Origin of the sequence: Comamonas sp. CMM03 (assembly GCF_019218715.1) — a bacterium.
GTDB lineage: Bacteria > Pseudomonadota > Gammaproteobacteria > Burkholderiales > Burkholderiaceae_C > Comamonas > Comamonas terrigena.
This window is the reverse complement of record NZ_JAHUXB010000006.1, coordinates 391726-405100: the sequence shown is the minus strand read 5'-3', so window position 1 is coordinate 405100 and position 13375 is coordinate 391726. Positions and strand designations below refer to the sequence as shown.

At 63.0% G+C, this 13375-nt stretch carries 11 protein-coding genes; all 11 read right to left on the bottom strand.

Annotated features, from left to right (window positions below):
• Positions 1–1068 (bottom strand): retention module-containing protein (locus KW830_RS20680; RefSeq protein WP_218334246.1); only part of this gene is annotated, 1068 nt, incomplete at its 3' end.
• A 308-nt stretch (positions 1069–1376) separates the two neighbouring features.
• Positions 1377–2015, bottom strand: coding sequence for a response regulator transcription factor (locus KW830_RS20675; protein WP_218334245.1), 639 nt, complete (start codon positions 2013–2015; stop codon positions 1377–1379).
• Between the two features lie 38 nt (positions 2016–2053).
• Entirely contained in the window at positions 2054–3442 is a 1389-nt protein-coding gene (locus KW830_RS20670) for an HlyD family type I secretion periplasmic adaptor subunit (protein ID WP_066541990.1), read from the bottom strand.
• Positions 3439–5580: a type I secretion system permease/ATPase gene (locus KW830_RS20665; RefSeq protein WP_218334272.1), complete on the bottom strand. Its 2142-nt coding sequence runs from the start codon at positions 5578–5580 to the stop codon at positions 3439–3441. The genes KW830_RS20670 and KW830_RS20665 overlap by 4 nt, the downstream gene beginning before the upstream one ends.
• Before the next feature lie 175 nt (positions 5581–5755).
• Positions 5756–5998: a hypothetical protein gene (locus KW830_RS20660; protein WP_115594621.1), complete on the bottom strand. Its 243-nt coding sequence runs from the start codon at positions 5996–5998 to the stop codon at positions 5756–5758.
• A gap of 58 nt (positions 5999–6056) precedes the next feature.
• Positions 6057–7529 carry a TolC family outer membrane protein gene (locus tag KW830_RS20655; RefSeq protein WP_066541988.1) on the bottom strand — a complete coding sequence of 491 codons (1473 nt, stop codon included), beginning with the start codon at positions 7527–7529 and terminating at the stop codon, positions 6057–6059.
• Positions 7530–8214: 685 nt separating this feature from the next.
• The gene (locus tag KW830_RS20650; RefSeq protein ID WP_218334244.1) at positions 8215–9147 is read right to left on the bottom strand and encodes an electron transfer flavoprotein subunit alpha/FixB family protein; all 933 of its coding nucleotides are present in this window, start codon (positions 9145–9147) and stop codon (positions 8215–8217) included.
• A gap of 27 nt (positions 9148–9174) precedes the next feature.
• Entirely contained in the window at positions 9175–9924 is a 750-nt protein-coding gene (locus KW830_RS20645; protein WP_218334243.1) for an electron transfer flavoprotein subunit beta/FixA family protein, read from the bottom strand.
• Positions 9925–10103: 179 nt separating this feature from the next.
• On the bottom strand, positions 10104–11105 hold the full coding sequence (locus tag KW830_RS20640) for a tripartite tricarboxylate transporter substrate binding protein (protein WP_066540886.1): 1002 nt from the start codon (positions 11103–11105) through the stop codon (positions 10104–10106).
• A 111-nt stretch (positions 11106–11216) separates the two neighbouring features.
• Complete coding sequence (locus KW830_RS20635) at positions 11217–12461, bottom strand: CaiB/BaiF CoA transferase family protein (protein WP_370626163.1); 1245 nt, start codon at positions 12459–12461, stop codon at positions 11217–11219.
• Positions 12462–12489: 28 nt separating this feature from the next.
• Complete coding sequence (locus tag KW830_RS20630; protein ID WP_066540887.1) at positions 12490–13290, bottom strand: oxepin-CoA hydrolase, alternative type; 801 nt, start codon at positions 13288–13290, stop codon at positions 12490–12492.
• Positions 13291–13375 lie beyond the last annotated feature (85 nt).

The window sequence follows — 13375 nt, the reverse complement described above, 5'->3', positions numbered from 1 at the left end:
GTCCGAATCGGGGTAGCCATCCAGTGCCACCGTGCCCGGTGGCAGTTCGGCGCCCCAGCCCACGGTGACGGTGCCCGTGGCAGCACCGGCTGCGACAGTGATGGTCACTTCCTGGCCGTTGCTCAGTGTGAGCTTGAAGTCCTGCGCACCTTGCGTGGCATTGTTCAGCGTCACCGTGTAGGTGATCGAGCCGGTATCTTCGTTGCCCTCACCTGTGCTAGTCAGCGTGGCCACAGTCTGGTCACCATCGTCCACCACATCCGTGCTGGCTGGGCTGCCGGTGTCAATACTGGTGTAGCCGCCGCCCGTTGTGCCGCCTACCTCGAACGTCAAGGTATCCGTGCCCTGTATGTGCGCTTCATCAGGACGGGTGGAAATCTCCACGCTCCCGGTGGTGGACCCCACAGGAATGATGATGATTTGGCCGGTAGTGAGCGTGATGACCAGGTCAGAGCCCACGGGCGGGTTGTTGACCGTAGCAGTCACCACGATCAGGTTGCCTTCAATCACCTGCGCCGCTGCGCTCAAGGTGATCTGCCCGGCGTAAGTGGCTGGTTCCGTTGGAGCCGCTGTATCCGCAGCGGCTGCCTGCACCGCAGCCGCCCCGCTGGTACGGTCCTGCACCTCTTCCGAAGTGCCGCGGGGGTAGGCCAGCGCCAGCGGGGATGTGACTTCCACCACACTGGACAGGCGCGTGAAGCTGCTGCCAGCACCACCACCACCCGCCAGCACTGCGGCGGTGGGTTCCAGATCTGCCAACGGATCCTGCCCCTGGTTGATGGCCGCAATCAGGCCATCGACCTGCGCATCAGCGGCAGCGGGCACGGCCGCTTCGGCCGCGGGAACATCCTCGAACACATCCTTGTTCAAGGCCACGTTCTGGTTCTCACCCACGGTCATGGGCGGCTGACCATCGGCTTGCAGCTGGACCGTACTGCCGGAGGCGGTCACGAGCTGTGCATCCACCGGGATACGCATGCCTGTGCGCAAGGGGGTAAGGTTGCCATCCGCATCGCGGATCCATGCTTGACCAGTCAGCTGCGTAACGAGAACGGTGGTGGTTGCCATGATTTGTCTCTCTGAGTGAATGCGTGAGAAGCCCTGTGCCTATGACCTTCATGAGGCATCTGGGAGGCATGGTAGGAAGCCACCTGCTTCGTTGCTATTGGCGGCGGCGCCATCGATTGGCTGCGCCGCCAAACGGTCGTTCTGAACGGATTTGATACGGCCCATGAACGCAAAAGGCCTGCCGAAACGGCAGGCCTTTTGCTTCTGGGCGCAGGTACCCCTGCTCCCTTCAGGACATCAAATTACATAGCAATCTATGCTTACCCAAGCTGCGTACACCGCACTCTTACTGCAACCCCATGTACAGCTCACGCAGGCGTTTTCTTGCCAATGCCGTGCACTTTCAGGGCCAGCATCAGGCGGTCGCTCACCTGCAGCTTTTCAAAAATGGCCGACAAGTGGGCACGCACAGTCCGCTCGCTGATGGACAAACGGTCGGCAATTTCCGCATTGCTGTCCCCCATGGCCGCAAAGCGTGCCACTTCCTGTTCGCGCTGGGACAGTGCATCGGCCCACTGCACCCCGGGTTCAGGCAGACGGGTGCCCACATCCTGCAGCAAGCGCTGCAGCAAGGAACGACCCAGCCAGATATTGCCGGTGGCAATGCTCTGCAAGATGCTGCCCAGCGTTGCCGGGGTGGAATAGGCATGCGCATAACCGCTGGCACCGGCCGCCAGCACCTGCCGGCCCACGTCATCACTGGGACGGCTGCTCAGCACCAGCAGCTTCATCTCGCCCAGCAGGCCACTCCAGCGTGCATCGCCCCATTGCGGCAGCTGCGGCAGGCTTGCATCCAGAATGGCCAGATGCCGGCCTTGCTGCTTCCAGCGTTCCAGATCCGCCAAGCTGGTGCCGCGTGCAGGCAGCCACTGCGGGCCTGCCACCTGCTGCCAGTGCTGCCACAGCGCAGCATCTTGTGTAAGCATCAAAACGGGCAGTGCATACATTCCAATTCCCCCCAGATCATTTCTTCGTTTTAGGTGAGCTAGCGTTCGGTCAAGGCATTCGACTTGGCACGCAGGATGGGCTTGAGCAGGTACTGCATCAGCGTGCGCTGGCCGGTGAGGATGTGCACCTCGGCCTGCATGCCGGGGATGATGGGGCGCGAATCGTCACCCACATGGGCACGCTCGGTACGCACCTTGCCGATGTAGAAGGAGTTGCCCTTCTCGTCGGTGATGGTGTTGGCACCGATCTGCTCCACCAGACCGCTCAAGCCACCGTAGATGGCAAAGTCGTAGGCAGTGAACTTGACTTCGGCCTTTTGCCCGAAGTGCAGGAAGCCAATATCACGCGGGTTGATCTGCACCTCCAGCAGCAAGGTGTCATCCGTAGGCACGATGTCCAGGATGTCCTTGCCGGGCTGCACCACACCGCCCACGGTATTGGCCATCAGCGTGTTGACTGTGCCGCGCACGGGGGAGCGAACCTCGGCCAGCTTCACACGATCTTGCAGCGCCAGTTGGCCCTGCTCCAGGGAGCTGAGCTTGGCGCGGGCGTCAGACAGCTCCACACGTGCCTGGTTGCGCACATTGAGCTCGGCTTCTTGAATCTTCTTCTCCGCTTCCTGAATGGCTGCACGGATGCGGTCGCTTTGGGCGCCGGCCGCCTTGGCCTCACCGCAGAAACGGGCCACGTCACGTTGCAAGCGCAACAGGTCCACTTCCGACACGGCACCGCTCTTGAGCAGCGGCTTGGTCACCGCCAGTTCTTCCGATGTCAGGCTGCAGCTGGAAGATGCCTGGTCACGGTTGGCCAGGGTTTCACGCAGCTCCTGCTGGCGTTGGCGCAACTGGTCGCGGGCGATGTTGATGGTGGTGTTGAATTCCTGCGTGCGGCTTTCCCAGACCCGGCGTTCCATTTCCGCCAGCTTGGGGGCTGCCGTCATGACTTCCTCCGGCATCTGCATCACCTCGCCCGAAGCCAGGGCTTCCAGGCGTGCAGCCTTGGCTTTCAGCGACAGCACTTCGGCCTTGTTCTCCCCCAGCGAAGCGCTGTAGCGCGTGGGGTCGATGCGCAGCAGCACCTGGCCTTCTTCCACATGCTGGCCGGGGCGCACCAGAATTTCTTCCACCACCCCGCCGTCCAGGCTTTGCACCACCTGCACCTGGCGCGAAGGAACCACCTTGCCCTGGCCGCGCACCACCTCGTCGATATGCCCCAGGCAGGCCCAGACCAGCAGGACCAGCACCACCACCAGCGATGCCCAGACCAGCAGGCGCGAGCCCTTGGCTTGCTGCTGGCCGGTGGCCCATTGCGCATCGGCCGCAAAGTCGGCCGCGTTGTGCTGGCTGACAGCTTCGCTGCCATCCATCAGCCATTGAATGCCGCGGCGCAGACGGCTTGCGATCTTGTCTTTGATATTCACAGTCATGCCCGCCCTGCCACGCTTCCGATACGACCTTGCTTGAGGGCCTGAACCACCTGGTCCTTGGGACCATCGGCCACAATCTTTCCGCCATCCACCACGATCAGGCGGTCCACCAGCTCCAGCAATGCGGTGCGGTGTGTCACCAGCAGCATGCTCTTGCCCTTGCCGGCCTCCATCAGGCGGCGGCGCAACATGGCCTCGCTCTGGTTGTCCAGGTTGCTGCTGGGTTCGTCCAGCAACAGCACCGCCGGGTCATGGATCATGGCGCGCGCCACCGCAATGGATTGGCGCTGACCACCCGACAAGGACTCGCCACGCTCACCAATGGGCATGTCATAGCCATCGGGGTGCTGGTCGGCAAATTCGTTCACACCGGCCAAGTGGGCGGCGCGCAGCATATCGTCTTCGCTGGCAAACGGCGCACCGATCAGCAGGTTGTGCTTGAGGCTGCCGTAGAACAGCATGGGGTCCTGGGGCACGTGGCCGATGGCGCGGCGCAGGTCGCTGGGGTCGATCTGGCGCACGTCCACCCCATCCACCAGCACCGCACCTTCGGTCGGCTGGTACAGGCCCAGCACCAGCTTTTCCAGGGTACTCTTGCCCGATCCAATGCGGCCGATGATGCCCACACGCTCACCGGCCGCCAACTTCAGCGACAGATTGCTCAGCACCGGCTGCTTGCTGCCGGGATAGGAGAAGCTGACGTTGCGGAACTCGATCGCCCCCTGCAGGTTCGGGCGGCTGACATATTCCTTGTCCTGCGAGCGCTCCACCGGCATCTTCATGTAGTTGTCGATGGAGTTCAGCGAGGTGCGCGCGTTCTGGTACTGCATCATCAGCCCCGCCACCTGCCCCAGCGGCGCCAGGCAGCGCCCTGCAATCATGGAGGCCGCGATGATGCCACCCATGGAAAGCGATGCGTCCTGCACCAGATAGACACCGATCACCACCACTGCCACAGACACCATCTGCTGCATGGTCTGCACAAAGTTCACCGTGGCCGAGGAGATCAGCTTGATCTTGCCGCCCATGTAGGCCAGATATTCGGTGGAGCTCTCCCACAGGCGCTGCACGCTGCCCTGGGCGTTCAGGGTCTTGACGGCTTCCAGATTGGTCAGCGACTCCACCAGCACCGCATTGCGCTGCGAAGCCGCCTGGAAGGTCTTGATGGTCATGGCTTCCATGCGTGCCTGGGCGGCAAACGACACGGCCAGCACGGCGGCAATCGCCACCACGGGCGGAATCAGCATCCACGGCGAGATCCAGGCCAGCACGGCCAGGAACAGCAGCACAAACGGCAGATCGACCAGCGTGGTCAGGCTGGCCGAGGCAATGAAGTCGCGCACCGATTCAAACGAGCGCAGGTTCGACGCAAACGAGCCCACCGAAGCAGGCCGCGCCTCCATGCGCAGGTCCAGCACCCGTTCCATGATCTGGGCGGACAGCTTGACGTCCACACGCTTGCTGGCGGTATCCACCACATAGGAACGCAAGGTGCTCAGCGCAAAGTTGAACAGCAGCACCAGGCCGATGCCGATCGCCAGCACCCACAGGGTTTCAAACGCATTGTTGGGTACGACCCGGTCGTACACATTCATGGAGAACATGGGCATGGCCAATGCAAACACATTGATCAGCACTGCGGCCACCAGCGCATCACGGTACAGGCGCCAGTTCTCCCAGATCACGGCCCAGAACCAGTGGCTGCTGCGCGCCTCCGTTCCGGCCTGGATGGAACGCTTTTCCAGCCGGAACTGCGGACGCACAAAGCACATCACGCCGGCGTACTGGGCCTGCAACACCTCCCGCTCCACCAGCACCGCGCCTTCAGACTCCGGGTACTGCACCAGCAACCGCCCATCGGCCTGCACCTGCAGCAGCAGGGCAGCGCGGTCACCTTTCAGCAATACGATGGCCGGCAGCAGCTCCGCCGGCAGATGGTCCAGGTGGCGGCGCACCACACGAGCCGTGCAGTGTGCACGCTGTGCTGCCCGTGCCAGCAATGATGGTGTCAGGCGCTGATTCACCAAAGGCAAGCCGCTGCTCAAGGCCTGCGCAGTCAGTGGATTGCCATGGATGCGCGTGATTTCGACCAGGCAGGCCAGCAAGGGATCGTCATGCACCGTATGGGGTGCCGGCATACCCTGGAGCGTCACCGAGGGGCCCGGTGACCGCACCGCATCGGCATCCATCTTTCCGGCAGCGGCCAGTACGGCTTGGGCTTCGGATTGGGCTGCGGATTGGGTGTGTGCATCCGCTTGCGGACGCACGGCCTCGGAGGCCACGGTATCTTTTTCTTGAAGCGACATGGATATCTCAGATCAACTCATCGTCGTCATTGATCAGGCTGTGCGTATCGCGCATGCGCTGACGGGCAGCCTTGCGGCGTTCCAATTTTTCCAGGGCCTGGGGGGGCAGATCGGTCAGGCGCAAAGTCCCGTTGCGCAGCAATGCATCAATCAAGTCTTCCAGCACGCGGATGAAACCGTCGTCCAGATCGCTCATCGCCTGCTTGCCACGTCCCGCAGAATCTTCCGGTGGCTGGTGTGGATGGTCCATGTCTCTTACAGGGACCAGCATCACGCCGGTCCCGTTTCGTTGCAAAGGTTGCCCCGTACTACTTGGTTTTCAGCACAGGGGGCTTGTCCCCGTCACCATACGCTACGACAGGAGCCAGATTGGTAGTGTCAGGCAATGGAGTCATGCAAGCTTGCAGTAGATCATCCGGCAGCACCAGGGACTGCTGCTCTTCAGGCAGATCCCCTGCATGCGGCTGTGCCAGACCCAGCGTGGTCAGCAGCTTGTTCGACAGCGCCAGCCACTGGTACTCCTGCTTCTTCAGGTCGTACTGCGCGTTGAGCAGCGAACGGCGTGCATCGAACAGCTCGTTCTCGGTATCCAGCAAGTCCAGCAGCGAGCGCTGGCCAATCTGGAACTGCTGCTGATAGGCCACTTTCACCTTGCTGGTGGACAGCTCGTGCTCACGCAGGAAAGGCAGTTGCTGGCGCAGACGCACGATGTTGTTCCACGACACCGACAGCTCCTGCTGGATGTTGCGGCAGGTGTAATCCGCCACATCGCGCGCAGCATAGCCCTGGGCAATCGTCTGGCGCACGCGCGCCTCATCGGCACCGCCGCGGTACAGGTTGTAGGTCATCAGCACCTGCACATTGGCGGTCTGCATGTCGCGGTAGATGCCGTCCGGCTGGGTGCGGTCGCGCCCCACGCCAGCGCGCAGTTCCACCAGCGGAGCGCGCGAGCCCTTGGCCGATTTCTCACCCGCCTGGGCGGCCTGCACCAGCGCCTGCTTGGACAGCAGGCTGGGGTTGCCGCGCAGGGATTCGACAAAATTCTGCGTCGTACCGGCATTGGGCAGCTGTGCCGTGATATCCGGCACCGGATCCAGATCGGCCACTGGATATTCCCCGATCACACGGCGGTAGCGCTGCGTCACATCGTTGAGGTTGTTGCTCTCGGTCATCAGATTGGTCTGCGCCAATGCCAGACGGCCATTGGCCTGCTCCAGGTCGACGCCACGGCCCACACCGGACTGCTGACGTTCGCGCAACTGGCTCAGCGTGCCTTCGTGCATGCTGTAGTTCTCGCGCGCCATGCTGCGCATTTCGCGGTAGCGCTGCACATCCAGATAGGCGGCCACCGCCTCGTTGGCCAGGTTGTTGCTAGTCGCCATCAGTTCGTAATAGCCCGACAGCTTTTCATAGCCCCACTGGCGGATGTTGTTGGTGGTGATGCCACCATCAAAAATCAGCTGGCGCAGATCCAGGTTCCAGCCCGGACGGTTCCAGTCATAGTTGGACTGGCCAGGCATGTGGCTGCGCCACTCCTTGCCCACCCAACCCTGGGCCGTCACCTGGGGACGCCAGCCGCCACGGGCGATGTTTTGACCTTCCAGCGAAGAAACAAAATCCTGATAGCGCGCGCGCACCTCGGGGTGCGTGGTCACGGCTTTTTCCACGGCTTTGGGCAATTGCAGCACATTGCTGTTGCTGGCGGTTTGCGCCGCGGCACCCCAGGCCAGCGTGGCTGCGCCCATGGTGATGATGAGTTGTGCGATGGGTTTACGTTGCATATTCAAATCTCCTCGTGTTGCTGTACTCACGCCCTCTCCTGCGTGATGGCTAGTCCTGTGGGCACTAGCTCCTCCCGGAACGAGACACTGCGCTCTGGGCGCAAACAGAATCAGTCTCTGGGTGGCGTTTGCTGGAAGCGGTCTGATGCCGCACGCGACCCCCCTGACGACCGTCTGATGAAGCCGGGCCTATTGCCCGTGCACACGACCGCCTTTCGGCAGCCAATGCGATGACGGCAAGCTGCGAGCTCACCGCTGTCGCCCGCGCATGTCTTGCATGCTTAAGTGACACAACCATGGTGGGAGGTTCCCCCTCGGCAAGGCGGAGCTACCGGTTTCCGGCCGGTATTCTTGAAGCATGACCTTGCGTCCTGACGGACCGTCTTCCATTTATGCGAATGGAAAATCGCGGCGAAATTGATCGGTCCTGAAAAAATTATAGTAATCACCTATTACAAAGGAAACAAGATTTACACAGATTGACAATCAATAAAAGGTACTTTCCGACGAAAGCGCATGCACACTTCGACTGTCGGCTTTTGGCTGACATAGCGCACAGCGGGCGATGCTGGTTTGCGCCAGCACAGAGTTCACCGCTTGTGCGCCAAAACAACATGGCCTCGGGATTCCCGGCACAAAAAAAGGAGCCCCAAGGCTCCTTTTTTTGTTGGCGTGTCAGCGCTGCTTACAGCGTGGAAACCATCTCCGGCACGGCCTGGAACAGGTCGGCTTCCAGACCGTAGTCGGCCACCGAGAAGATCGGTGCTTCCGGGTCCTTGTTGATCGCCACGATCACCTTGGAGTCCTTCATGCCTGCCAAGTGCTGGATTGCGCCCGAGATGCCGGCGGCGATGTACAGCTGCGGCGCCACGATCTTGCCGGTCTGGCCCACCTGCAGGTCGTTGGGGGCGTAGCCCGCGTCCACTGCCGCGCGCGAAGCGCCGATGGCCGCGCCCAGCTTGTCCGCCAGTGGGGTCATCACTTCGTTGAACTTCTCGGCCGAGCCCAGCGCGCGACCACCGGAGACGATGATCTTGGCGGCCGTCAGTTCGGGGCGGTCGTTCTTGGTCACTTCACGGCCCACAAAGCTGCTCTTGCCCGAGTCCGCCACGGCGGCCACGGTTTCCACGGCCGCAGCGCCGCCGGTGGCAGCCGCTGCATCAAAGCCGGTGCCGCGCACGGTGATCACCTTGACGGCGTCGGCCGACTGCACGGTGGCCACGGCGTTGCCGGCGTAGATGGGACGCTCGAACGTATCGGCGCTGTCCACCTTGGTGATGTCGCTGATCTGGCCCACGTCCAGCTTGGCGGCCACGCGGGGGGCCACGTTCTTGCCCGAGGCTGTGGCCGGGAACAGGATGTGGCTGTAGTTGCCGGCGATCGCCAGCACCTGGGCGGCCAGGTTTTCGGCCAGGCCGTCCTTGAGGCTGGCGCCGTCGGCATGGATCACCTTGGACACGCCAGCGATCTGGGCTGCGGCAGCTGCGGCAGCTCCAGCGTTGTCACCGGCCACCAGCACGTGCACCTCGCCGCCGCAGGCCTTGGCGGCCGTCACGGTGTTCAGCGTTGCGCCCTTGATCGAAGCGTTGTCGTGTTCTGCAATAACGAGTGCGGTCATTTCTATGATCTCCTTGTGCTGCCTGTCTTAGATGACCTTGGCTTCGTTCTTGAGCTTGTCCACCAGCGTGGCCACGTCCGGCACCTTCACGCCGGCACCGCGCTTGGCAGGCTCGGCCACCTTCAGCGTCTTGATGCGGGGCGCCACGTCCACGCCCAGCTCTTCGGGCTTGAGAACATCCAGCTGCTTTTTCTTGGCCTTCATGATGTTGGGCAGCGTCACGTAGCGCGGCTCGTTCAGGCGCAGGTCGGTGGTGATGATGGCCGGGGTGGTCAGGGCCACGGTTTCCAGGCCGCCGTCCACTTCACGCGTGACGTTGACCTTGTCGCCCACGACTTCGACCTTGGAGGCGAAGGTCGCCTGGGGCAGGTCGGCCAGGGCCGCCAGCATCTGGCCGGTCTGGTTGTTGTCGCCGTCAATGGCCTGCTTGCCCAGGATCACCAGGCCGGGTTGTTCCTTGTCCACCAGGGCTTTGAGCAGCTTGGCGATCGCCAGCGGCTGCAGCTCGGCATCGGTCTCCACCAGGATGCCGCGGTCGGCACCGATGGCCATGGCCGTGCGCAGCGTCTCCTGGCACTGGGCCACGCCGCACGAGACCGCGATCACTTCCGTGACCACGCCTTTTTCCTTCAGGCGCACGGCTTCTTCCACCGCAATCTCGTCAAACGGGTTCATGCTCATCTTGACGTTGGCGATATCCACGCCCGTGCCGTCCGACTTCACGCGGACCTTCACGTTGTAGTCCACCACCCGCTTGACTGGGACCAGTACCTTCATGGCTTTGCTCTTTCCACAAATAAGTGATTGAAATGGATGCCAGCACTTATACAGCAAGCACTGGCAGCTATGAATTCAGGAATTCAGAAATCTGTCTTCCAGATGTACGAATTCCGCTTTTGAAAAGCTGCAACTGCAGCATGCATGCACGGTGACAAGTTGCCGAAGCCCTTTTCCACTCAGTCGAGGCGGGCTTCCGCCAGCTCGATCAGGTTTTTCCACACCGGCATTTCGCGGGCATAGGCCTTGGCAAACTCCTCCGGGCTGCTGAACATGGGCAAAAAGCCTGCTCCGGCAATGCGTTCCTGCACCTTCGGGTCCTTGGCGGACTCCCGCACCTGGGCATAAATCTGGTCCACGATGTCCTTGGGCGTGCCTGCCGGTGCCGCCATGGCCACCCAGCCAGCAATGGCGTAGGCCTCATCGGTCACGCCCTGCTCGTGGATCGTGGGCAGGTTGGGCAGCACGGTCATGCGCTGGCGGCCCGTCACGCCGATGGCCTTGAGGCGGCCGGAATCGATGAAGGCCTTGGTGTTCTGCGCGCTGGAGAAGCACAGCTGGAGCTGGCCGCCAATCAGCTCCTGGATCATCGGCGCTTCGCCCTTGTAGGCCACATGCGTCATCTCGGCACCGGTGGTCTTGCTCATGTAGGCACCACCCAGGTGGGCGTACGAACCCACGCCCCAGGAACCATAGGACACCTTGCCCTTGTTGGCCTTGACCCAGGCCAGCAGCTCCTTCATGTTGTTGGCCGGCACCGAAGGGTGCACCACCAGCGTGACCGGCGCCGACGCGATCTGCGACAGCATCAGCAGGTCCTTCTGCGGGTTGTAGGCCATCTTGGTGTAGAGAAACTGGTTGATCATCAGCGAGGTGCTCAGCGACAAGGCCAGCGTGTAGCCGTCCGCTGCCGCCTTGGCCACCTGGTCCGTGCCCAGCATGCCGGCTGCGCCGCCCTTGTTCTCGACCAGGATAGGCTGGCCCATGCGCTTGGACATGGACTCCCCCAGCACGCGGGCCACGATGTCGGTCGCACCACCGGGGTTGAAAGGCACGATGAAGCGCACAGGCTTGCTCGGATAGGCGGTCTTGGCCCAGGCTGCGTGGGGCAACAAGCTGCTGCCTGCCAGGGCGGCCATGCCTTGCAAGGCGGTGCGGCGGTTGAAATTCGGGGTACCCATGTCGTTGTCTCCTTCGGCAGTCGGTATGGGGGAAGTGAAAGCGCTTCCCGGGCCATCGAGCTGTGGCCCTTGCGGGAATCGCGGTCCTGGCCGCCGTGGGGCGGCCTTCATTCAGGTCTGTGGCAGGGTCAGCACGCCCTTGGCTTGCAGGGCCTGCAGTTCTGCTTCGGGCAGCTGCAGCAGTTGCTGCAGCACTTCCCGCGTGCCTTCGCCCAGCGTGGGGGGCGCATTGCGAATGGGCAGGCGCTGGCCGTCCAGACGGTACGGGGGCGCAAACACCCAGGTCTGGCCCGCCACGGGGTGGGGCATTTGCTGGAAGACTCCGGCTTGCTTCGTGCGTTCGCTGGTCAGGGCGTCGTACAGACCGGCCACGCGGCCGCTGGGGATGCCGCAGGCGGCCATGCGCTCCAGCAGCACCTCGCGCTCGAACCCGGCAATGATGGCCATCATGATGGGCAGCAGTTCCAGGCGGTTCTTGGCACGCTCCACATTGGTGGCAAAGCGCGGGTTCTCGACAATGTCGGGGCGCATCACCACCTGGCGGCAGAACTTGTCGAACTGGCTGTTGTTGCCCACCGCAATGATCAGCGGGCCGTCCGCGGCCTCGAACATGCCATAGGGCACGATGGACGGATGGGCATTGCCGTAGCGCTGGGTGTCGTGGCCCAGCAGCATGGCATCCAGGGCGTAGTAGCCGTTGATACCCAGGCCGCAGTCGTAGAGCGACAGCTCCACCTGGCGGCCACGGCCTGTGCGTTCACGGCGGAACAGGGCTGCCAGCACCGCCTGCGCGGCGTACATGCCGGTCATCAGATCGACCACGGCCACCCCGAACTTCAGCGGCGGCGTGCCCGCTTCGCCGTTGATGGCCATCAGGCCGGCTTCGGCCTGGATCACCAGGTCGTAGCCCGGGCGCTTGGCTTCGGGGGTGCTGCTGTTGTAGCCGGCCACGCTGCAGTAGATCAGATCGGGCTTGATGGCCTTGAGCTGTTCGTAACCGATACCCAGTTTTTCGGCGCCGCCGTGCTTGAAGTTGTGGATCACCACGTCAAACTGCGGCAGCAGGTCATGGACCAGTTGCACACCTTCCGGGGTCTGCAGATCCAGGGTGATGGACCGCTTGTTGCGGTTCATGCTGTTGTAGTAGGTGGTCTCGGTCTTGCCGATGCGCATGCCCCAGTCGCGCGTATCGTCACCGCGGCCGGGGTGTTCCACCTTGATCACTTCCGCGCCGAAGTCGGCCAGCACCTGTCCGCACAACGGGCCGGCAAACACACGCGAAAGGTCCAGCACGCGCACGCCTTCCAGCGGGAAATCCATCTCTTGGTCCTGGGCCTGCGCCATCTTTTCTGTCATTGCTCTGTCTCCTTGGATCTGCGCGCGCTCAGTGCTGCTGGCGGCGCAGCTTCACAAAATCGGGGCTGCGTTTTTCCAGGAAAGCGCCAATGCCTTCGCGGGATTCGTCGGTCTCCTGGGCGCGCACCATGTACTGGGCTTCCAGCTCCAGCTGCTGCTCCAGCGTGTTCCGGGGAGCCTGGCGACACAGGTCCTTGATGCGGGCCATGGCCTGGTCGGGGCCGGAGGCAATCTGCTGGGCCAGTTGCACGGCCTGCTCCAGTGCCGCACCCGGCTCGGTCAGGCGGTTCACCGGGCCCAGCTGGGCCAGGCGTTCACCGCTGATGCGCTCGCCCGTCAGGCACAGCTCGGTCAGCACCTGGCGCGAGACGAACTCGGCCAGGAACGCTGTGGCGCCGCCATCCGGTGTCAGCCCCACCTTCACATAGGCCACGGAAAACACGCTGTTGCGGGCCGCCACCAGCATGTCGCAGGCCAGCGCCAGCGACAGTCCGGCACCGGCTGCCGCGCCTTCCACGGCCGCGATCACCGGCTTGGGGCAGTCACGCACGGCGCGGATCAGGTCGTGCAGGCCTTCCAGCTTGGCACGGCGTTCCTCCATTGGCAGCTCACGGCGCTTGGCCAGTTGGCGCAAATCGCCGCCGGCACAGAAATGACCGCCCTCGCCCGTCAGCACCACGGCACCCACGGTGGGATCGGTGGCTGCAGCCGTCAGCGCGGTGGCCACTGCGGCATAAAACTCCGGCGACAGCGCATTGCGCGCCGCCACGTTGTTGTTGGAGAGGATCAGTACCTCGCCCTCACGGCGGGTCAGCAGCGGTTCACTCATGTTCTTGTCTCCGTGTGCAATGAAAGCAGGCGCACCGCCCGGCCTGCACACCGGGGGGTGCACGGCAGGGCTGTGGCGCGGAAAA